This window comes from Pseudomonas typographi (genome assembly GCF_014694385.1).
Classification (GTDB): Bacteria; Pseudomonadota; Gammaproteobacteria; order Pseudomonadales; family Pseudomonadaceae; genus Aquipseudomonas; species Aquipseudomonas typographi.
On sequence record NZ_JAAOCA010000002.1, the window covers coordinates 156,486 to 177,707 of the forward strand.

Sequence of the window (21,222 nt, forward strand, 5' to 3'; positions counted from 1 at the left end):
TCCGTAGGAGAATATCCTTATGAATTGGTCTGCCCAGCAATACACCCGCTTTGAACAGGAGCGTACCCGCCCGGTGCGCGACTTGGTCGCCGCCATCGCCACAGAACCTGTAAGGGTAGCGGTCGACCTGGGGTGCGGGCCGGGCAACTCCACCGAGGTGCTGGCCCAGCGCTTTCCCACCGCGCAGGTAACCGGGGTGGACAGCGCCGACGATATGCTCGCCGCCGCTCGCCAGCGGTTGCCGCAGGTGAGTTTCGAGTTGGCCGACATCACCAACTGGGCACCCGATGCGCATTTCGATGTGATCCTGGCCAATGCTTCGCTGCAGTGGCTGCCCGACCACCAAAACCTGTATCCGCGGCTGGTAAGCCGGCTCCACGCCGGCGGGGCGCTGGCGGTGCAAACCCCAGACAACCTGCAAGAACCTGCCCATCGGCTGCTACGCGAGGTGGCCGGGCGAGGGCCGTGGGCGCAAAAACTGAGCACTTTCGCCCTGCCGCCGCGCCATGACGCAGCCTATTACTATCGATTGCTCAAGCCCTATTGCAGCCAGGTGGACGTGTGGCGCACCACCTATTACCACGCCTTGCCAGGCGGGCCAGCAGCCGTGGTGGAGTGGTTCAAGGGCTCGGCGCTGGCCCCCTACCTGGCCCGGCTCGGCCCCGACGAGCAGCAGGCGTTCCTGGCGCAATACCAGGCAGCGATAGGGCAGGCGTACGGGCAATTGGACGACGGTACCGTACTGCTGCCGTTCCCTCGGCTGTTTATGGTGGCCACCCGCTGACCGGCGCTGAACTTGCGGGCCACCAGGTAATCCTACTGGGGTGTTTTAGACGGCCGCGTAAGCATTGGCACTTGAGTGTTGCTATGGTTAACACGGCCCGGCCGCACAAGCACCGCCAAGCATGTGTAGCCAACGGTTGAAACCACCGACTCGCCTCTGATCCCGCCATCGATTCGGCGGGTTTTATCATCCGGGTGCAACAGGAGTGTCCCATGACAAAGCCGCTGGATTTCGTTCAAAGCCGCCTTGCAGAGCGCATCAACACCATTGCCACCGCCGATTTCGATTCGTTGGCACTGAGTAACTACACCACCACCGTGGGCTACCTGTATGCCCTGCGTGACTTTCGCCTGCTCGACGAGCAGCAGTGGCAACGCTGGCTGGAGCACGCACGGGAAACCTACTGCCAGTGGTCCGGCCGTGAAGAGCACGATGACGGCTTGGCGCTGCACTGAGGCGCCATAGCGGCGGCGCCAGCCTAGCCGCCCGCCGTGTAGGGGCTACGGCGATGTGTTCGGCCGCCTGAGCGCGTTGGGCTCAGGCGGCGCCCTAAGGTGCGGCCTGCATTGCCGATCGCGTGGGCTCGGGTGAATGCATACCCCTTTGGCCCACGTGTTTCCCCTGGCTGGTATTGGACCCGCCTCCCTACTGGCCACCGCCAAACGGCTACTTGCCCGGCGAGTGGGCCCGGCAGCTTTCCTGCGCAGCGCTTTACCCAGGCGACCAACGATGAACACTTTCCTTGCACAGGCGCAAAACAATCAATGGGCGAACCGCCGTTTGCTATACGCGTGTTCCCGGTTAAGCCAGGCGGAATACGAAGCGCCGCGGACAGGTTTTTTTCCGTCCATCGAGGGTACGCTCCGGCATATTTTAGACGTGGATCTTTATTACCTTGCTGCGCTGGAGTTCGACCTGGAGGGCCAGCAGCAGGCGCTTCCAGAGCGGTTACCGTTCCAGCGCCTGGCGCCCCTTCAGCGGGTTGTCGATGCGCGCCTGGTGACCTACTGCGAGGGTCTCGACCCACAGGCGCTGGCCCGCACGGCGAGCCTGATTCGGGCGCAGGGTATCGTGCTGGAACGGGTAGACCGGCTGCTGTTACACCTGTTTCAGCATCAGATCCACCATCGCGGGCAAGTACACGCGATGCTGTCCGCAACCACCGTTGCGCCCCCGCAACTGGATGAGTTTTACCTCGACGGGGATAGAGCTTTACGCCGTTCGGACGAAATCCAATTCAGTTGGGATGATCAGCTTCTGTGAAGCGGTAACGAGTGTATCGGCATTTTGGGAATGCAAATAAAGCGCGCTTATCGCTATGGCCGCTGACGGCGCCGTGCCCGGCGGCGAAGCCACTGCCAAAACTGTGCGGTTAACTTCAGAGGCACGCCACGGGGCTGCTTTATGCCAAAGCGGGCTTAATGGGGGAGTATCAAATGGTGGGTTCATCAGGCGAGTTGCCGGCAGTTTTACCTGGGCCCGGCTGGGCTGAAAACTGAGAAAGTAGGTTTTCAGAGGCTTATGGAAGCTGAGCGCTTTACCTGGAAGTGTGGAGCGGGTGGAGGGAATCGAACCCTCACCTAGAGCTTGGGAAGCTATCGTTCTACCACTAAACTACACCCGCTTCGAGGGTGCACTTTGTACCAGAAGCCTGCCCGCTTGAGAAGCCCTGCGTGCATTTATATCGCCTGCCCGCCGCGCAGCGGGTTAGATCAGTTTGATTTCTTCGGCGGTCAGGGCCCTGTAGTGCCCGGGGCCCAGGGCCGGGTCCAACTGCAGCGGCCCCATGCTCAAGCGATGCAAGCCCACCACGCGATTGCGCAAGTGGCCGAACATGCGTTTGACCTGATGGTAGCGGCCTTCGACCAGGCACAGTTCGGCGTGATGGCTGCCGAGCAGGGTGAGGTGCGCAGGTTGGGTCGTGAGGTTTTCGTAAGCAAAGTACAACCCGCGGGCGAACACCTGCTCATAGTGCGGCGTGATCGGCGCTTCGGTATACACCCGGTAGCGCTTGGCCAGCTTACTGCCCGGCTGGGTCAAGCGCCGCGACCACTGGCCGTCGTTGGTCAACAGCAACAGGCCGGTGGTGTTGTAATCCAGGCGGCCGGCCAGGTGCAGCTCGTGTTTGTCCGGCACCGCCAGCAGGTCGAGCACCGTGCGGTGCCGCGGGTCGGTGGTGGCGCTGGCGCAACCGGTGGGTTTGTGCAGCATGTAATAGCGCGCCGGCTTGCCGTTTTGTAGCACCTGGCCGCGGACCTCAACGCGTTCGAAGGCGCTCACCGCCTGCTCAGCGTTGCGTACCACGTGGCCGGCCACCTGCACCTGGCCGGTGGCCACGGCCAAACGCGCCTCGCGGCGGTTGAAGGGGCCGTGCAATGCCAGCAAGCGATCAAGGCGCATTCGTGCGCCCTTGCAGTTGCTCCAGCACCCCGGCACAACTCGGGCACAGGCATTGCGCGTTGCGCAGGTGGGCCGGCAGGGCTTGCAAGCGTGCCGGGGCTATTTTCACCCCATAACACCAGCAGGGCGCCTCCACCGGCGTGCCCGCCTGCGCGCATTGGTTGCTGGCGCCACAGGCCGGGCAGCGGGTTGGGTCGGGGGGGTGGGGCTGCCCACTTCGCGCCTCACCTTATTGCGCCTGGCTGAGCAGGTGAACTGCTGCGTGCGTTGGGGTGAGGATCGTATCGGTGGCCACGGGCAACAGCCCCGGGTAGTCCAGCGTGTAGTGCAACCCTCGCGATTCCTTGCGCTGCAGCGCCGAGCGGATCACCAAATCGGCCACGCAGGCCAGGTTGCGCAATTCGATCAGGTCGCGGCTTACTTTATAGTTGCTGTAGAACTCATGGATTTCATCGAGCAGCAGTTGCACCCGGTGCGCGGCGCGTTGCAGGCGCTTGGTGGTGCGCACGATGCCGACGTAGTCCCACATGAAGCGCCGCAGTTCGTCCCAGTTGTGGGCAATGATCACGTCTTCGTCCGAGTCGGTCACCTGGCTTGCGTCCCAGGCCGGCAAGGCGCTTGGCATCGGTACCTGGGCCAGCTGGTTGTGTATATGCTGGGCGGCGGAGCGGGCATAGACGATGCACTCGAGCAACGAATTGCTGGCCATGCGGTTGGCGCCGTGCAGGCCAGTGAAGCTGGTTTCGCCGATGGCATACAGGCCGGCCAGGCCCGTGCGCCCTTGCGCATCGACCACCACGCCGCCGCAGGTATAATGCGCCGCCGGGACCACCGGGATGCGCTGGCGGGTGATGTCGATGCCAAAGCCCAGGCAGCGCTCGTAAACGGTGGGGAAATGCGCCTTGATGAACTCGGCCGGCTTGTGGCTGATGTCGAGGTACACACAATCCAGGCCGAGGCGTTTCATTTCATGGTCGATGGCACGGGCCACGACGTCCCGCGGCGCCAACTCTTCCCGCGCATCGAAGCGCGGCATGAAGCGCTCGCCGTTTGGCAACTGCAGCACCGCACCTTCGCCACGCAGGGCCTCGGTGATCAGGAAGTTCTTGGCCTGCGGGTGGTACAGGCAGGTGGGGTGGAATTGGTTGAACTCCAGGTTGCCCACCTGGCAGCCGGCGCGCCAAGCCATGGCGATGCCGTCGCCACAGGCACCGTCTGGGTTGCTGGTATACAGGTACACCTTGGCCGCACCGCCGGTGGCCAGCACGGTAAAGCGCGCCGCCAGGGTATCGACTTCGCCCCGAGCCCGGTCGAGCACGTACGCGCCTATGCAACGCTGGCCATCGGTGATCAGGTCCACCGCCACGCGTTGTTCGAACAGTTGCAGGTTGGCACGCTGGCGGGCCTGGCCCAGCAACGTGTCGAAGATCGCAGCCCCGGTGGCATCGGCGGCATGGATGATCCGCCGGTGGCTATGGCCGCCCTCACGGGTAAGGTGGAATGCGACGCGCGGGCCGTCGCTGGGCTGTTCGGCGCGGGTGAATGGCACCCCTTGTTCGATCAGCCATTCGATCGCCTGGGGGCTGTGCTGTACGGTGAAGCGCACGGCGGGCTCCCGGCATAGCCCAGCACCGGCCACCAGAGTGTCGTGAACGTGGGAATCGACCGTGTCGCGATCATCCAATACCGCCGCCACGCCGCCTTGGGCGCGATAGGTCGAGCCGTTGGCCAGGTCGCCCTTGCTGAGCACGGCCACCCGCAGGTGCGAAGGCAGTGTAAGGGCAAGGCTCAACCCAGCGGCGCCGCTGCCGATAACCAGTACATCGAATTGCAAGGGCTGAGGCATATGAGGTGTCCACAATGGCCACCGTGCTTCTTATAGGGGGTGGCTTCGGGTTGGCCTGCGCGGCAGGGCGTCGGCGGGCACTGGCGCCGTAAACGGCGGCCCGGCAGAATACCGCACGTTAGCTTCATGGCACTATGAAAACGACGGCCGTCGCGGGCGGGCGTTATTTATAGCAGCGCTGGCGCCTACGGCGCCACTGCCTTGCAGGCTACTTAGGTGAGGCAAGTTGCTCGTTCTTGTAGGAAAATGGCTATAGAGCGGGTTGAACTTTCTTTAAAGCGGGGCAATCCATAGGAGGTTGCGCGACGGAAGGGACGCAGCGCCGGTGCCGCATGTGTTTGAGCAGGCGTGTGCCGGTGTCAAAAGATTATTACGCGATCGGCAGGTGGTCGATTCGCGCTTTCCGTGTAGTTGTGAAAACTGCGTAACGGAAACTTGCTGGAGGGGAGAACTTTTGCGAAAAGCGCGAGTCTATGGTTGCAAGCCTGAACCGCGGCCTTTGCAGTGCTCCAGCGGGCACATCGAGGAGTGGTCATGCTAACCCAGGAAGAAGATCAGCAACTGGTCGAACGCGTTCAACGCGGCGACCGGAGAGCTTTCGATCTGTTGGTGCTGAAATACCAGCACAAGATACTCGGGTTGATCGTGCGCTTCGTGCACGACACCCACGAAGCCCAGGACGTTGCGCAGGAAGCGTTCATCAAAGCGTACAGGGCGTTGGGGAATTTTCGCGGTGACAGTGCGTTCTATACGTGGCTTTACCGGATCGCCATCAACACGGCGAAGAACTATTTGGTGTCCCGGGGAAGACGGCCGCCTGATAGCGATGTGAGTTCGGAAGACGCGGAGTTCTATGACGGCGATCATGGCCTGAAAGATCTCGAATCTCCGGAGCGGTCGTTGTTGCGTGATGAGATCGAGGGCACTGTGCACCGGACCATCCAGCAACTGCCTGAGGACCTGCGTACGGCGCTGACGCTGCGTGAGTTCGACGGTTTGAGTTACGAAGACATTGCCAGTGTTATGCAGTGTCCGGTAGGCACCGTGCGCTCTCGGATTTTCCGCGCTCGGGAGGCCATTGACAAAGCCCTGCAGCCTTTGCTGCAGGAAACCTGAGACAGCGGCGACAGCCAAGAGAGGAACCGCCATGAGTCGTGAAGCGTTGCAGGAATCGCTGTCCGCGGTGATGGATAACGAAGCGGACGAACTTGAAATACGTCGTGTATTGAATGCAATCGACGATACCGTAACCCGTGCTACGTGGTCGCGTTATCAAGTCGCCCGCGCTGCGATGCACAAGGAACTGCTTAACCCCGCACTGGACCTCGCCTCGGCGGTGTCTGCGGCGTTGGCTGACGAGGCCGTGCCGGCCAAGTCGAGCCCGCGCCCATGGCGTAGCCTAGGCCGCTTGGCGGTGGCAGCGTCGGTGACGGTGGCGGTATTGGCCGGCGTGCGCTTGTACAACCATGATGAGGTTAGCGGTGCGCAGTTGGCCCAGCAGCAGGTTACCCAGCCCGGCGTTACCACGCCGCAGGCCCAGGGCCCGGCAGTACTGGCCAATTACACCGAGAGCGCCGATCAGGCCAAAGGGCCGATGGCCAGCGGAGTATTGCAGAACCAAGCGGGTTGGCAAGATGAGCGGTTGCCGGGTTACTTGCGCCAGCATGCCCAGGAAGCGGCCATTAAGGGTGCCGAATCGGCATTGCCTTACGCCCGTGCCGCCAGCATGGAAAACCGCTAAGGAATCTAGTTGCGCGCACTGCCTCTATTGTCGCTGTTGATCGGTAGCTGCCTGGCCATGAAGGTTCAGGCAGCCCCAGACGCGGCGCAATGGCTCGACCGCCTTTCTGGCGCCGAGCATACTCAAAGCTTCCAAGGCACCTTTGTCTACGAGCGTAGCGGAAGTTTTTCCACCCACGATATCTGGCACTTGGCCGACCACGGCAAGGTGACCGAGCGGGTATTGCAGCTAGACGGCTCTGCTCAGGAAGTCCTGCGTTCAGCGGGGGTTACCCAGTGCGTTAGTGGTTCGCTGGTGCCCGGGGTGAATGCCGTGCCGGGTAGCTCGCACCGCGAATTCGACCCTTTGAAGCTGATGAGCTGGTACGACCTCAAGGTCGCTGGCCGTTCCCGCGTGGCCGGCCGCCCGGCGGTGATCGTCACCCTTACGCCGAAAGACTCCAATCGTTACGGCTTCGAGCTGCACCTGGACGAACAAACCGCGCTGCCGCTTAAATCGCTGCTGCTGACTGAGCGCGGGCAGTTGCTCGAACGGTTTCAGTACACCCGTTTCAATACCCGCGAACCTAGCGCCGAAGACCTCGCCGCCAGCCGCAATTGCAAGCCCGTGGTTGCCGAGGCGCGGCCAGCGGCTGCCGAGCAAGCGCCACAGCCGCTGGCGGCGCTGGGTTGGCGTTCCGACTGGTTGCCCGCGGGTTTCGAGTTGGTTGAAAGCCAGGTCGGCAAGGCGGCCGATAACGGTGTGCCGTTGACCCGGCTGATGTATGACGATGGCTTGACGCGTTTTTCAGTGTTCTTCGAGCCCCTGCAAGGCGCCCAGGCCAGTGATGCCCGCACCCAGCTAGGGCCTACCTCGGCGGTGTCGCGCCGGCAAAGCACGGCAGATGGAGACGTGATGGTGACCGTGGTCGGTGAAGTGCCGCTGGGGACCGCCGAGCGCGTTGCGTTATCGATGCACCCCTTGCCTGCCCAGCCGCGGCAATGACCGCCGCACTAGGCCAGCGGCGTGTTGCGCGGTACAGTCCCCAACCTTAAATTCATTTCATGTTGTAAAACGACAGGTGAAACGTGGGAAGCTGTGGTTGCAAACTCCCCGGTTTTTTAGGTCAATGCCACCCAGGGGCGAAAGTGTGCCCAACCGCCTAACCATGCTTGTTGTGTACGGGAGCCGTATGTCGATACCTAGCTTGAAACACTACCTCTCACTGTTCGCCGCGGTGCTGATGCTCGGGCAGATGGCCAGTGCCCACTCCGAGGCACTGCCAGACTTCACCACCCTGGTCGAGCAAGCCTCGCCCGCCGTGGTGAACATCAGTACCACGCAAAAGCTCCCCGATCGCGGTGTAGCCGATGCCCAAATGCCGGACCTCGAAGGCTTGCCGCCGATGTTTCGCGAATTCTTCGAGCGCAACATGCCCCGTGGCCGCGCCCCCCGTGGCGACCGCCAGCGCGAAGCGCAGTCGCTGGGTTCGGGCTTCATCATTTCGCCCGATGGCTATGTGCTGACCAACAACCACGTGATTCAGGACGCCGATGAGATCCTGGTGCGGTTGTCTGATCGCAGCGAGCTCAAGGCCAAACTGGTGGGCACTGACCCGCGTACCGACGTGGCCTTGCTGAAAATAGATGGCAAGAACCTCCCTACCGTGAAGCTGGGAGACTCCGACAAGCTCAAGGTGGGTGAGTGGGTACTGGCCATCGGCTCGCCGTTCGGCTTCGACCATTCCGTGACCAAGGGTATCGTCAGTGCCAAGGGCCGCACGTTGCCCAATGATTCCTACGTACCGTTCATCCAAACCGACGTCGCCATCAACCCGGGTAACTCCGGTGGCCCGCTGTTCAACATGGCTGGCGAAGTCGTGGGCATCAACTCGCAGATCTTCACCCGCTCCGGCGGCTTCATGGGCCTGTCGTTCGCCATCCCGATCGATGTGGCGATGGATGTGTCCGACCAACTCAAAAAAGGCGGCAAGGTCGACCGTGGCTGGCTCGGTGTGGTGATCCAGGAGGTCAACCGCGACCTGGCCGAGTCGTTCGGCCTCGACAAGCCGGCCGGCGCGCTGGTTGCCCAGGTCATGCCCGATGGCCCGGCGGCCAAAGCCGGCTTGCAGGTGGGCGATGTGATCCTGAGCATGAATGGCCAGCCGATCGTGATGTCGGCCGACCTTCCACACCTGGTCGGCGGCCTCAAGGCCGGTGCCAAGGCCTCGCTGGAGGTGGTACGCGAAGGCAAACACCGCACGGTCGACGTGACCGTGGGCGCGCTGCCCGACGAAGATGCCGACGTCGATGGCGGCAGCATCGGCGAAGACGGCCAAGCCCAACGCGACAGCAACCGCATGGGTGTGTCCGTGGCCGACTTGACCGCCGAGCAGAAGAAACAGCTCGAGGTGCCGGGGGGCGTATTGATCAAGGACGTGCAAGACGGCCCGGCCGCCTTGATCGGCTTGCAGCCAGGCGATGTGATCACCCACCTGAACAACCAGGCGATCACTTCGGCCAAGCAGTTCACCGATGTGGCCAAGAACCTGCCGAAGAACCGCTCGGTGTCGATGCGGGTGGTTCGCCAGGGGCGCGCCAGCTTCATTACCTTCAAGTTGCCCGAATAAAACGCTGATGCAAGAGCGGGCGGCCTTCGGGCCGCCCTTTTCATAAGGGCCTTTTTCATGACGCGTCATCAGGCCAAGGTGACGCCCCTGTGCCGCGTCAGGTACAATGCGCGGCTATTTTTATTGGGCGCCCCGGCGCTAAGCCATTTTGAGTGTTGATCTGTGAGTGATCTGAGCCATATCCGCAATTTCTCCATCATCGCCCACATCGACCACGGCAAATCGACCCTCGCCGATCGGTTCATCCAGATGTGCGGCGGCCTGGCCGACCGCGAGATGGAAGCCCAGGTGCTCGACTCGATGGACCTCGAGCGCGAGCGTGGCATCACCATCAAGGCTCACAGCGTTACCCTCAGCTACAAGGCGCAAGACGGCAAAACCTATCAACTCAACTTCATCGACACCCCCGGGCATGTCGACTTCACTTACGAAGTCAGCCGTTCGCTGGCAGCCTGCGAAGGCGCGCTGCTGGTGGTCGATGCCGGCCAAGGTGTCGAGGCACAATCGGTGGCCAATTGTTACACCGCCATCGAGCAAGGCCTGGAAGTGATGCCGGTGCTCAACAAGATGGACCTGCCGCAGGCTGAACCGGAGCGGGTCAAGGATGAAATCGAGAAAATCATCGGCATCGATGCCACCGACGCGGTGCAGTGCAGCGCCAAGAGCGGTATGGGCGTGGCCGATGTACTCGAGCGCTTGGTCAAGGTCATCCCGCCGCCCCACGGTGAGATCGACGCACCGCTGCAAGCGCTGATCATCGACTCTTGGTTCGACAATTACCTGGGTGTGGTGTCGCTGGTACGGGTGCGCCAGGGCCGGGTGAAAAAAGGCGACAAGATCCTCGTCAAATCCACCGGCAAGGTGCATTTGGTCGATTCGGTCGGCGTGTTCACTCCCAAGCACACCACCACCGCCGACCTCAAGGCCGGTGAGGTGGGTTTCATCATTGGCAGCATCAAAGACATCCATGGCGCGCCGGTGGGCGATACCCTGACGCTTTCCAGTACCCCCGAGGTCGAGGTGCTGCCGGGCTTCAAGCGTATTCAGCCGCAAGTGTATGCTGGCTTGTTTCCCACCAGCTCCGAGGACTTCGAGGACTTTCGCGAAGCCCTGCAGAAACTGACGCTCAACGATTCCTCGCTGCAATACGCCCCGGAAAGCTCCGACGCCCTCGGCTTTGGCTTCCGTTGTGGCTTCCTGGGCATGCTGCACATGGAGATCATCCAGGAGCGCCTGGAGCGCGAATACGACCTGGACCTGATCACCACCGCGCCCAGCGTGATCTACGAGCTGCTGCTCAAGAATGGTGAAACCCTTTACGTAGACAACCCATCCAAGCTGCCAGATGTCTCGTCGGTCGAAGAATTCCGTGAGCCCATCGTGCAGGCCAGCATCCTGGTGCCACAGGAGCACCTGGGTAACGTGATCACGTTGTGCATCGAGAAACGCGGCGTGCAACGGGACATGCAGTTCCTCGGTAGCCAGGTGCAGTTGCGCTATGACTTGCCGATGAACGAGGTGGTGCTGGACTTCTTCGACCGCCTGAAGTCCACCAGCCGTGGCTACGCCTCGCTCGACTACCAATTCGACCGTTACCAGCCGGCCAACCTGGTGCGGCTGGATGTGCTGATCAACGGCGACAAGGTCGATGCCCTCGCCTTGATCGTGCACCGTGATAACGCCCATTACAAAGGGCGTGCGTTGACCGAGAAAATGAAAGAACTGATTCCTCGGCAGATGTTCGATGTGGCGATCCAGGCGGCCATTGGCGGCCAAGTGATCGCCCGAACGACTGTCAAGGCGCTCAGGAAGAACGTGCTGGCTAAATGTTACGGCGGCGATGTCAGCCGCAAGCGCAAATTGCTCGAGAAGCAAAAAGCCGGTAAGAAACGCATGAAGCAGGTCGGCAATGTGGAAATTCCACAAGAAGCCTTCCTCGCCGTGCTCAGGTTGGAATGATCAGGTCCTATGTCATCATTGAATCTACCGCTGTTGCTGATTATCGCCGTCGCCGTATGTGGCGTGCTGGCGTTGTTCGACCTGCTGGTCCTTGCGCCACGGCGGCGTGCAGCCATTGCCCAATACCAGGGCAGCGTGGCGGCACCGGAGCCGGAGGTAATGGAAAAGCTCGGCAAGGAGCCGGTGCTGGTCGAATATGGCAAATCGTTCTTTCCGGTGCTGTTCGTGGTCTTCGTGCTGCGTTCGTTTCTGGTCGAGCCTTTCCAGATTCCGTCCGGTTCCATGATCCCGACCTTGGAGGTCGGTGATTTCATCCTGGTGAACAAATTCGCTTATGGCATTCGCCTGCCGGTGATCGACAAAAAGATCATCTCGGTCGGCGAGCCACAGCGTGGCGATGTGATGGTGTTCCGCTACCCCTCCGACCCTAGCGTGAACTATATCAAACGCGTGATCGGGCTGCCTGGGGACAAAGTGCGCTACACCCTGGACAAGCACCTGTACGTGAACGATACGCTGGTCACCGACGAGAAGGTCGGCACCGGCTACGACCGTGACTTGGGCGACATTGGCATCTATAAAGAACAGATCGGCAACACCGAGCACTTGATCCACCAGGCGCTGCGGGGGGCCATGCCCGGGGGGCAATGGACCGTTCCGGCCGGCCATTACTTCATGATGGGCGACAACCGAGACAACTCCAACGACAGCCGTTACTGGAACGACCCGAGTATTCCCAAGGACATGCTCGGCATGGTCCCCGACGAAAATATCGTGGGTAAGGCCTTTGCGGTATGGATGAGCTGGCCAGACCCGAAATTCAGCCACCTGCCAACGCTGTCGCGGGTAGGGTTGATTAAGTAAACCAGCGCCCAAGGCCGCTGCGCAGGGGGCAAACATGGAAGGCGTAGCATCGCAAAAAGGCATGTCGCCGCTGGGCTGGCTTTTTGTGGTGGCGGTGCTGGCCTGCGCGGTAAGCCTGGGGTTGAAGCTCGGCCCCCATTACATGACGTTCTGGAGCCTGAAGAAGGTGATGGACCGCGCCGCCACGGAGCGCGCCGATAGCGCCAGCGACTTTTACCAGCGCGTGCAGCGTGGCGTGCAGGTGAATGGTGTCGAGGGCCTGGATTTGAAAAAAGCATTGAGCATCGAAGAGCAAGGTGGCGTGATCCGCGCGCACCTGAATTATGAAAAACGTGAACACCTGGTGGCCAACCTCGACCTGGTCCTGGTGTTTACCCACGATACGAGCGTGACTGCCCAGTGAGTGTTTCGTTGAACCGGCTCGAGCGCCAACTCGGCCATACCTTCAAAGACAAGGACCAAATGGTTCTGGCACTCACGCACCGCAGCTTTGCTGGGCGCAACAACGAGCGCCTGGAGTTTCTTGGCGACGCGATCCTGAACTTCGTGGTGGGCGAGGCCCTTTACGAGCGCTTCCCGCAGGCCCGCGAAGGGCAACTGTCGCGCTTGCGCGCACGGCTGGTCAAGGGCGAAACCCTGGCATTGCTGGCCCGCGGTTTCGACTTGGGCGAGTACCTGCGCCTGGGCTCCGGTGAGCTCAAAAGCGGGGGCTTTCGCCGTGAATCGATCCTGGCCGACGCGCTCGAGGCGCTGATCGGCGCCATCTACCTCGATGCCGGCATGGCGGCGGCTCGCGAGCGTGTGCTGGCCTGGTTAGCCAGCGAATTCGACAGCTTGACGTTGGTCGACACCAATAAAGACCCGAAAACCCGCCTGCAGGAGTTCCTGCAATCGCGGGCCTGCGAGCTGCCGCGCTATGAGGTAGTGGATATCCAGGGCGAACCCCATTGCCGTACCTTCTTCGTCGAATGCGAAGTGGGCCTGCTCAACGAAAAAAGCCGCGGGCAGGGCGTGAGCCGCCGCATCGCTGAACAAGTGGCCGCCGCTTCGGCCCTGATCGCCTTGGGCGTGGAGAATGGCAATGACTGATACCCCCACCCGCTGTGGCTATGTGGCCATCGTTGGCCGGCCGAACGTGGGCAAGTCCACGCTGCTGAACCATATCCTTGGGCAGAAACTCGCAATCACCTCACGCAAGCCACAGACCACGCGCCATACCATGCTGGGTATTAAAACCAACGGCCCGGTGCAGGCGGTGTATGTCGACACCCCCGGTATGCATAAGGCCAACGACAAAGCCTTGAACCGCTACATGAACAAGACGGCCTCGGCCGCGCTCAAGGATGTAGACGTGGTGATCTTCGTGGTCGACCGCACCCGCTGGACGGACGAGGACCAATTGGTACTCGACCGTGTGCAGTACGTCGCAGGGCCGGTCATCATCGCGATCAACAAGCTTGACCGCATGGAAGAAAAGGCCGATTTGATCCCGCACCTGGAATGGTTGCAACAGCAATTGCCCAAGGCCGAGGTGGTGCCTATTTCCGCCCAGCAGGGCCATAACCTCGACACCCTCGAGGCACTGATCGGCAACTTTTTGCCTGAAGGCGACCATTTCTTCCCCGAAGACCAGATTACCGACCGTAGCAGCCGTTTCCTGGCCGCCGAGCTGATCCGCGAAAAAGTCATGCGCCAACTGGGCGCTGAGCTGCCGTACCAGGTCACCGTCGAAATCGAAGAGTTCAAGCAGCAAGGCCGTACCCTGCACATTCATGGGTTGATCCTGGTCGAGCGTGACGGGCAAAAGAAGATCATCATTGGCGACAAGGGCGAGCGCATCAAACGCATCGGCACCGAAGCGCGCAAAGACATGGAACAGATGTTCGACGCCAAGGTGATGCTCAACCTCTGGGTCAAGGTCAAGGGCGGCTGGAGCGACGACGAGCGCGCACTGCGTTCGTTGGGGTACACGGATTAAACGGCAGGCTGCAAGCCACAAGCCGCACGGCCGTGGCTTCGAGCATGAGCCTTATGGCATGAGGGCTGCGACGTGAAGCTCAACCCCCCATGCCGCTGACCACCGATACTCACCACGCCTACGTCCTGCACACGCGGCCTTACCGGGAAACCAGCGCGCTGGTGGATTTTTTTTCCGCCGAAGGGGTGGTACGCGGGGTGTTGCGCAGCGCCCGGGGCAAGGCCGGCAGCGTAGCGCGGCCGTTTGCACCGCTGGAGGTGGCGTTGCGTGGGCGCGGCGAACTCAAGACCGTGGCGCGCTTGGAGCCCACCAGCAATGGCCTGTGGTTGACTGGCCAGGCGCTGTTCAGCGGGCTCTACATGAACGAGCTATTGGTGCGGTTGCTGCCGGCCCAGGTGGCGCACCCGGCGCTGTATGAGCATTACCAACTGACACTCCAGGCGCTGGCCGAAGGCCGCGCCCTCGAGCCGCTGCTGCGCAGCTACGAATGGCGCCTGCTCGATGAGCTGGGTTACGCCTTCGCCCTCGACCACGACCTCCATGGCCAGCCGTTGGCGGCGCAGGCGTTCTACCGGCTGCAGCCGGAGGCCGGGCTGGAGCCCATCGCGCACGCGCAACCGGGCATGTTCCTCGGGGCCGACCTGTTGGCCATGGCCGAGGCCGACTGGGCCGCCCCCGGTGCCCTGGCCGCGGCCAAACGGTTGATGCGCCAGGCGTTGGCCGCACACCTGGGCGGGCGGCCGCTGGTGAGCCGCGAGCTGTTTCGCAAGCCATAGCCGCCTGGGGGCGCGGCGGCGTATCCTGTGGCCCCCACTCACAGGAGACCTGCCGTGACCACCACCAACCGCATCCTGCTGGGCGTGAACATTGATCACGTCGCCACCCTGCGCCAGGCCCGCGGCACCCGTTACCCGGACCCGGTCAAGGCCGCGTTGGATGCCGAACAGGCGGGCGCCGATGGTATTACCGTGCACCTGCGTGAAGACCGCCGGCACATCCAGGAGCGCGACGTGCTGCTGCTCAAGGATGTGCTGCAAACCCGGATGAACTTCGAAATGGGTGTGACCGAAGCCATGCTCGCCTTCGCCGAGCGTTTACGCCCGGCGCACGTTTGCCTGGTGCCGGAAACCCGCCAGGAACTGACCACCGAAGGCGGCCTCGATGTCGCCCGGCAGCAGGCGCGTATCCAGGCCGCGGTGCAGCGTTTGAGCGCGGTGGGCAGCGAGGTGTCGCTGTTCATCGACGCCGACCCGCGGCAAATCGATTCCGCCCACGCCGTGGGGGCGCCGGCGATCGAACTGCACACCGGGCGTTATGCCGACGCGCACACCCCTGCCGAAGCCGCTGCCGAATGGCAGCGCATCGCCGACGGGGTGGCCCAAGGCGCGCAATGGGGCCTGGTGGTCAATGCCGGGCATGGCCTGAATTACCACAACGTAGAGGCGATCGCCGCGATACCTGGGGTGAATGAGTTGAACATCGGCCATGCCTTGGTTGCGCATGCCTTGTTCGTGGGGTTCCCCGCCGCGGTGGCGCAGATGAAGGCCTTGATCACGGCGGCCGCCCAGCGCCGCTGACCCGCGCTGCATTACGGATTACGGCCAGTGCCTGAACCTGGTTGGCTATCGTTTCGTGGGCAGCACGTTTTACGCAGCCAGGCAATCAAGCGCTACTGGCCCGCGCACCTGGCCGCGGCATGGCTACCCCGTCACAGCATGCGGCAATAGGGGGTGCGCACAGCGAATGTGACGGCGTGAAGGATTCTGCTTCACATTTGAGAATATTTATCATTAAAATCGCGCTTTCGTCCGTTTCGTCACACAGCGCCCACCATGACCGAACCCACCCGCGCGCCTGAGCCGGCTGCACCACTGCAGCCCGATACCCGTGCGCAGTTTCTCGAAGTGTTCCTGGCCGAGCGCCCGCGCATGGAGGCGGTGGTGGCGCGCCGGGTGGGTTGCCGGCAAACCGCGGCAGACCTCGTACAAGAGCTGTTCCTGCGTTTCTGGCGGCGGCCACAGACGCAGGTGGGGGAGCTGCGCCATTACCTGATGCGCAGCGCGGGGAACCTGGCCATCGACCATTTACGCAGTGAAGACGCGCGTGAACGCTTGGCCAACGGCTTGGCCCCGCTGGGCGATGAAGCGGTGGGCGCCTCGCCACACCAGGCGCTGGAAGCCGGAAGCGAGTTGCGCCACGTCGAGGCCGCGCTGCGTGCGTTGCCGGAGCGGACCCGGCGGATATTTCTGCTCAACCGCATTCATGGGCGCACGTACGCCGAGATCGCCAAAGCGATGCAGGTATCCCAAAGCGCCGTGGAAAAACATATGATGCGCGCGCTGCAAGCGTGCAAGGCCAGCTTGCGCGATACCACTTGCCCGCCAGGGAATGCCGGCCCATGACAGCCCACCGCGTTAACCCCCTTGCCGCCCGCCAAGCCCTGAAGTGGCTGAGCGTGTTGGCCAACCAACCTAGCGAGGCGCAACGGCGCGCGTTCGAGCGTTGGCTAGGCCAGGCCCCCGCTCACGCCCAAGCCTGGCAGCAGGCCAGCCAGGCCTGGGTGCGCAGCGAAGCGCCGGCGCGCACCCTGGCCGATGAAGACGCCGTGGCCCTGCAGGACTTGCTCCAGGCGATGGATGCACCGCCCAGGCGGCGCGCACCGTGGGCGGCGGCGCTGGCCACTGCCGCCGGCGTGCTGGTGCTGGTCGGTAGCTTGGCCGGCTGGCGCCCCGACCACTGGCTGCAAGACCTCGGTGCCGACCATGTATGCCCAGCCGGGCCGGTGTGTTCCCTGACCTTGGCAGACGGCTCGCAGCTCACGCTCGACGCGGATACGGCCATCGCCGTGGACCTTACGCCGGGGCGGCGCCAGGTGCAGGTGCGCCGGGGCGCGGTGTTCTTCAAGGTCAGCCACACCGGCCAGCCATTCGTGGTGCAGGCCGGTGGCGGCGACGTGCGGGTGATGGGCACCGAGTTCGAAGTGCGGCGCCAGGCCAGTGATGAGCGGGTCACCGTACTGGGCGGCAAGGTGGCGGTGCGCGCCGCCGCCGGCCAGCCGGAGCAGGTACTCCAGGCCGACCAGCAAGTGGCCTATGCCCACGGCCACGCCACGCCAGTGGGCCAGGTCGACAGTGCAACGCTGTTGGGCTGGCGTGACGGCTGGCTGAGCTACTACCAGGCGCCGTTGGCGCGGGTGGTCGCAGACCTCGCAGCCCACTACCCGGGGCGCATCCTGTTGCTCAACGATGAACTGGCCGCGCGTACCCTGAGCGGCAGTTTCCCCAGCCGCGACCCCCAGGCGGTGATCGATTCGCTGCAAAAAGTATTGGGGTTCGAGCAACGCCGCTGGCTGGGCGTGATCGTGCTGCGTTGAGTGCGCCAAATATTTTCAAAATGTGTGTGAGGTACTGGCCCCGTTGCTCCGTCTAGACACTACATGCGAGTAATTCTTATTCGAATCCATGACGGGGAGCAGAATGAAACACAGGATTGAACCAGCGCGTCGTTCGGTAAAAAGCTGGCTGGGGGCATCGGTGTTGTTCGCCGGCTGCGCCACGGCGATGGCAGTGGCCGCCGCCCGTGCCGATGAGCCGGCCGGCACCGCCCAGGGCGTGCAGTACGCCTTCGCTATCGGTGCCAAGGCGTTGCCCCAGGCGCTGGGGGAATTCAGCCGGGTGACCGGGTTGAGTGTGATCTATACCGTGCAGGTGCCCAGCCAGGTCCAGGCCCCGGCCCTCAGCGGCCGCATGAGCGCAGACGCGGCCATGGGCCAATTGCTGGCGGGCACTGGGTTTACCTTTCGCCACACCGACGCCATGACCGTGGTGCTCGAGCCCTTGGCCCAGGACGGCGCCTTGAGCTTGCCCAGCAGCCAGATTACCGCCAGCCTCGACCGCGAAGGTGGCAATAGCTACCAACCGCCCGCGACCAGCTCGATTGCCCGCGCCTCGGCGCGGGTGCAAGACATCCCCCAGTCGATCAATGTGGTCGCCAGCCAAGTGATCAAGGATCAGGCGCCGCGTAACCTTGACGATGCCTTGAACAACGTCAGCGGTATTACCCAAGGCAACACCCTGGGCAGCACCCAGGATTCGGTACTCAAGCGTGGCTTTGGCGACAACCGAGATGGTTCGATCATGCAAGATGGCATGCCGTTGGTGCAGGGCAGGGCATTGAACGCCACCACCGACCGGGTCGAAGTGCTCAAGGGCCCAGCCTCGCTGCTGTATGGCATCCAAGACCCGGGCGGGGTGGTCAACTTGGTGGCCAAGCGGCCTCAGCTCACGCAGTACAATGCGCTGACCGCGCGCGGCTCCAGCTATGGCAACGGCAAGAACGGCAGCGGCGGTACCCTCGACACCACCGGGCCACTGGGCGACAGCGGCCTTGCCTACCGGTTGATCGTCGACCATGAAGACGAAGACTATTGGCGCAATTTCGGCACCCATCGCGAAAGCCTGGTGGCGCCGTCACTGGCGTGGTACGGCGAAAACACCGAGGTGGTCGCCAGCTACCAGCACCGCGAGTTCCTCACCCCTTTCGATCGCGGCACCGTCATCAACCCCAACACCAACCACCCGCTCGACATCCCGGCCACCCGCCGGCTCGACGAGCCATTCAACGACATGGAAGGCCGCTCCGACCTTTACCAACTGCAGGTCGACCACCACCTGAACGACGACTGGAAAGCGCACCTGGGCTTTAGCTACAACCGCGAAACCTATGACGCCAGCCAAATACGGGTGACCGCGGTGAACCCCACCGCCGGCACGCTCACCCGCAGCATGGACGGCACCCATAACGCGATCACCCATGACCGCTTCACCACCCTGAGCGTGGAAGGCTCGCAGAACCTGTTCGGGCTGCAGCATGATTTGGTACTGGGCCTGGACGACGAATACCGCAAAATCTACCGCTCAGACCTGATCCGGCAAAAAAGCCTTACCACCTTCAGCTACACCAACCCGAATTATGGCCACGAGGTAGAAGGCAGCACGGTCAGCGCCTCCGACAGCGCGCAGTTGGATGACCTGCGCAGCAATTCGCTGTTCATGCAGGATTCGGTACACCTGAGCGACCACTGGATTTTCGTGGCCGGTGGCCGCTACCAACTGTATGACCAGTACGCGGGCAAAGGTCGGCCATTCAACGCCAACACCGATGCCAGCGGGCAAACCTGGGTGCCACGGGCAGGGCTGGTGTACAAGCTCAATGAACAGTGGTCGTTCTATGGCAGCTACACCGAGTCGTTCAAACCCAATTCCAGCATTGCCGCGCTGAGCGGTAACACGGTGCTGGATTCAGGCTTCAAGCCCGAAGAGGGCAAGGCCTGGGAAATCGGCGCCAAATTGGATATCCCCGGGGCGATCACCGGCACCGTGGCGCTGTACGACATCAAAAAACGCAACGTGCTGGTTTCGCAGGATGTGTCCGGCACCACCACCTACAGCCTGGCGGGGGCGGTGCGCTCGCGGGGGCTGGAAGTGGACCTGACCGGCCAGCTCAGCCAGCACTGGAGCTTGATCGGCAGCTATGCCTACACCGATGCCGAGGTCACGGACGACCCTGACTACAAGGGCAACCGCCTGCAGAACGTGGCGCGCAACGGCGCCTCGGTGCAAGCGGTGTACGACTTCGGCAGCTTGTTCGGCGGCGACCGCCTGCGCGTGGGCAGCGGTGCCCGCTACGTGGGCAAACGGGCGGGGGATGCGGCCAACAGCTTCGACTTGGACGCTTACACCGTGGCCGACGCCTTCGCCAGCTATGACACGCACGTCGGTGGGCATAACGTGAATGTTAAGTTCAACGTGAAGAATCTGTTCGATCGCACCTACTACACCTCGGCGGCCAGCCGTTATTACGTGTCGATGGGCGATTCGCGCCAGTTCGTGCTGTCGAGCACGGTGGAGTTCTGACCCGTCGGGTGGCTTTTGTGCCGCCCTTCCGCTTCTCGAAGTCGTTGATTTAAATAATATTCCGTTGGGGGGTTGACGCCCCGGCAAAGCCCCCCTAGAATGCGCGCCACTTGCAGCGCAAAGCGTTGCAAGAGTGAAAAGTTGTAGTGTGTCCCCTTCGTCTAGTGGCCTAGGACACCGCCCTTTCACGGCGGTAACAGGGGTTCGAGTCCCCTAGGGGACGCCATATTGCGGGAATAGCTCAGTTGGTAGAGCACGACCTTGCCAAGGTCGGGGTCGCGAGTTCGAGTCTCGTTTCCCGCTCCAATTTATTTTCTACAGGCTTCTATTGAAATCTGCAGAAACCCAAAAAAGAGGCTTCGGCCTCTTTTTTCGTTTCAGTAAGTTCCACTCAAAAGCACTACCAGCCGCGTTTTTTAGTACATTTTTTGGTACATTAGTCCGGTGCTCGATAGGTCATTTTTTCGTGGTACTCACTCTTCGGGAACCGTACAAATCCCCTCTATTAAATGAGACGGCGTTTGTACAATGGCGCTCACCGACACTCGGTCCGGCACGGCAAACTGTCGTGGTCTAACGATTCAGGACACCTCGATAAATAGTTTTTGCGCCTCCTGCCGTTCGTACTGATTTGGCGATCACTTTAATTCGTGGGCAAAGAAGGCTGTAGCTTTTCGAGGATAGCGTTGTCCATCTTCAGCTTCCGGATTTGCTGCTCAAGCTGGCGAATACGCTGTTGTTCCGATGTCAGCGGCTTCCGATTCCGGCACCCCCAAGCTGCTCGGCCTCGTACTGCTGAACCAGCGCCGAACCGCCGTCTCGCCCAGATCCAGATCTCGGCAGGCCTGACCCACACTCATCCTGGTCTTTGATCATCTTCACGGCCTCCAGCTTGAAGCTGGCGTCGAATTTGCTGTATTTCTTGCTCATCGGTACTCCTCGATAGGTGTAGTTCCACCTATCGAGGTGTCCGGGGGCATTAGAGCAGCTCAGAGCGACTACCCGTCCGAGTGGCGGCCATTGAGGCCATGGGGATTTCACGGGCACTTGGGAACCGATTTCGCGCTGATGGACACTGATTCCACGAGCACTGCTCCCTTCGCGCTGTTCCCACTTTCTGTCGCAGC

Annotated in this window: 19 protein-coding genes, 3 tRNA genes and 2 pseudogenes; 19 read left to right on the plus strand and 5 right to left on the minus strand. The window is 62.2% G+C overall.

Going from position 1 to position 21,222, the window contains the following annotated elements:
- Window positions 1–19: 19 nt before the first annotated feature.
- The 3 genes from tam (at window position 20) to HAQ05_RS02035 (ending at window position 2,047) form a co-directional block, all read left to right on the plus strand.
- Entirely contained in the window at window positions 20–784 is a 765-nt protein-coding gene (tam, locus tag HAQ05_RS02025) for a trans-aconitate 2-methyltransferase (RefSeq protein WP_190416920.1), read from the plus strand.
- 212 nt (window positions 785–996) lie between these two features.
- Entirely contained in the window at window positions 997–1,239 is a 243-nt protein-coding gene (locus HAQ05_RS02030; protein ID WP_190416921.1) for a hypothetical protein, read from the plus strand.
- Window positions 1,240–1,513: 274 nt separating this feature from the next.
- Window positions 1,514–2,047 carry a DinB family protein gene (locus HAQ05_RS02035; RefSeq protein WP_190416922.1) on the plus strand — a complete coding sequence of 178 codons (534 nt, stop codon included), beginning with the start codon at window positions 1,514–1,516 and terminating at the stop codon, window positions 2,045–2,047.
- 287 nt (window positions 2,048–2,334) lie between these two features.
- Here the strand turns inward: HAQ05_RS02035 and HAQ05_RS02040 are convergent.
- The 4 genes and pseudogenes from HAQ05_RS02040 to nadB form a co-directional block, all read right to left on the minus strand.
- Window positions 2,335–2,408: transfer RNA gene (locus tag HAQ05_RS02040), tRNA-Gly, on the minus strand.
- 83 nt (window positions 2,409–2,491) lie between these two features.
- A complete protein-coding gene (locus tag HAQ05_RS02045; protein WP_190416923.1) occupies window positions 2,492–3,184 on the minus strand; it encodes a pseudouridine synthase in 693 nt (230 codons plus the stop codon).
- Window positions 3,174–3,356, minus strand: a pseudogene (locus HAQ05_RS02050) (cysteine-rich CWC family protein); the annotation flags it as partial. The pseudogene HAQ05_RS02050 and the gene HAQ05_RS02045, both read right to left, overlap by 11 nt.
- 57 nt (window positions 3,357–3,413) lie before the next feature.
- Window positions 3,414–5,030 carry an L-aspartate oxidase gene (gene nadB / locus HAQ05_RS02055; protein ID WP_190416924.1) on the minus strand — a complete coding sequence of 539 codons (1,617 nt, stop codon included), beginning with the start codon at window positions 5,028–5,030 and terminating at the stop codon, window positions 3,414–3,416.
- A gap of 534 nt (window positions 5,031–5,564) precedes the next feature.
- On the opposite strand from nadB, the gene rpoE reads away from it, so the two are divergent.
- The 16 genes from rpoE to HAQ05_RS02135 all read left to right on the plus strand — a co-directional run bounded on the left by rpoE (window position 5,565) and on the right by HAQ05_RS02135 (window position 20,401).
- On the plus strand, window positions 5,565–6,146 hold the full coding sequence (rpoE, locus tag HAQ05_RS02060; protein WP_003252049.1) for an RNA polymerase sigma factor RpoE/AlgU: 582 nt from the start codon (window positions 5,565–5,567) through the stop codon (window positions 6,144–6,146).
- Between the two features lie 31 nt (window positions 6,147–6,177).
- The gene (locus HAQ05_RS02065) at window positions 6,178–6,771 is read left to right on the plus strand and encodes an RseA family anti-sigma factor (protein ID WP_190416925.1); all 594 of its coding nucleotides are present in this window, start codon (window positions 6,178–6,180) and stop codon (window positions 6,769–6,771) included.
- A 9-nt stretch (window positions 6,772–6,780) separates the two neighbouring features.
- Window positions 6,781–7,755: a MucB/RseB C-terminal domain-containing protein gene (locus tag HAQ05_RS02070; protein WP_190416926.1), complete on the plus strand. Its 975-nt coding sequence runs from the start codon at window positions 6,781–6,783 to the stop codon at window positions 7,753–7,755.
- 238 nt (window positions 7,756–7,993) lie between these two features.
- Entirely contained in the window at window positions 7,994–9,379 is a 1,386-nt protein-coding gene (locus HAQ05_RS02075; protein ID WP_420825735.1) for a DegQ family serine endoprotease, read from the plus strand.
- A gap of 162 nt (window positions 9,380–9,541) precedes the next feature.
- Window positions 9,542–11,338 (plus strand): translation elongation factor 4, encoded by a 1,797-nt coding sequence (gene lepA / locus HAQ05_RS02080; protein WP_190416928.1) that lies wholly within the window; start codon window positions 9,542–9,544, stop codon window positions 11,336–11,338.
- Window positions 11,339–11,347: 9 nt separating this feature from the next.
- Entirely contained in the window at window positions 11,348–12,202 is an 855-nt protein-coding gene (lepB, locus tag HAQ05_RS02085; protein ID WP_190416929.1) for a signal peptidase I, read from the plus strand.
- A gap of 34 nt (window positions 12,203–12,236) precedes the next feature.
- Window positions 12,237–12,605, plus strand: coding sequence for a DUF4845 domain-containing protein (locus tag HAQ05_RS02090; RefSeq protein ID WP_190416930.1), 369 nt, complete (start codon window positions 12,237–12,239; stop codon window positions 12,603–12,605).
- On the plus strand, window positions 12,602–13,291 hold the full coding sequence (rnc, locus tag HAQ05_RS02095; protein WP_190416931.1) for a ribonuclease III: 690 nt from the start codon (window positions 12,602–12,604) through the stop codon (window positions 13,289–13,291). The genes HAQ05_RS02090 and rnc overlap by 4 nt, the downstream gene beginning before the upstream one ends.
- Window positions 13,284–14,180: a GTPase Era gene (gene era, locus HAQ05_RS02100; protein WP_190416932.1), complete on the plus strand. Its 897-nt coding sequence runs from the start codon at window positions 13,284–13,286 to the stop codon at window positions 14,178–14,180. The genes rnc and era overlap by 8 nt, the downstream gene beginning before the upstream one ends.
- A gap of 89 nt (window positions 14,181–14,269) precedes the next feature.
- Window positions 14,270–14,956 carry a DNA repair protein RecO gene (gene recO / locus HAQ05_RS02105; protein WP_190416933.1) on the plus strand — a complete coding sequence of 229 codons (687 nt, stop codon included), beginning with the start codon at window positions 14,270–14,272 and terminating at the stop codon, window positions 14,954–14,956.
- 54 nt (window positions 14,957–15,010) lie between these two features.
- Entirely contained in the window at window positions 15,011–15,757 is a 747-nt protein-coding gene (gene pdxJ / locus HAQ05_RS02110) for a pyridoxine 5'-phosphate synthase (protein ID WP_190416934.1), read from the plus strand.
- Window positions 15,758–16,012: 255 nt separating this feature from the next.
- A complete protein-coding gene (locus HAQ05_RS02115; RefSeq protein ID WP_190416935.1) occupies window positions 16,013–16,582 on the plus strand; it encodes an RNA polymerase sigma factor in 570 nt (189 codons plus the stop codon).
- The gene (locus tag HAQ05_RS02120; RefSeq protein ID WP_190416936.1) at window positions 16,579–17,553 is read left to right on the plus strand and encodes a FecR family protein; all 975 of its coding nucleotides are present in this window, start codon (window positions 16,579–16,581) and stop codon (window positions 17,551–17,553) included. The genes HAQ05_RS02115 and HAQ05_RS02120 overlap by 4 nt, the downstream gene beginning before the upstream one ends.
- Window positions 17,554–17,656: 103 nt before the next feature.
- The gene (locus tag HAQ05_RS02125; protein ID WP_190416937.1) at window positions 17,657–20,095 is read left to right on the plus strand and encodes a TonB-dependent siderophore receptor; all 2,439 of its coding nucleotides are present in this window, start codon (window positions 17,657–17,659) and stop codon (window positions 20,093–20,095) included.
- 150 nt (window positions 20,096–20,245) lie between these two features.
- Window positions 20,246–20,321, plus strand: a tRNA-Glu gene (locus HAQ05_RS02130).
- A gap of 4 nt (window positions 20,322–20,325) precedes the next feature.
- Window positions 20,326–20,401, plus strand: a tRNA-Gly gene (locus HAQ05_RS02135).
- Window positions 20,402–20,719: 318 nt separating this feature from the next.
- Here the strand turns inward: HAQ05_RS02135 and HAQ05_RS28525 are convergent.
- Window positions 20,720–21,025: pseudogene (locus HAQ05_RS28525) on the minus strand (transposase); the annotation flags it as partial.
- Between the last annotated feature and the right edge of the window lie 197 nt (window positions 21,026–21,222).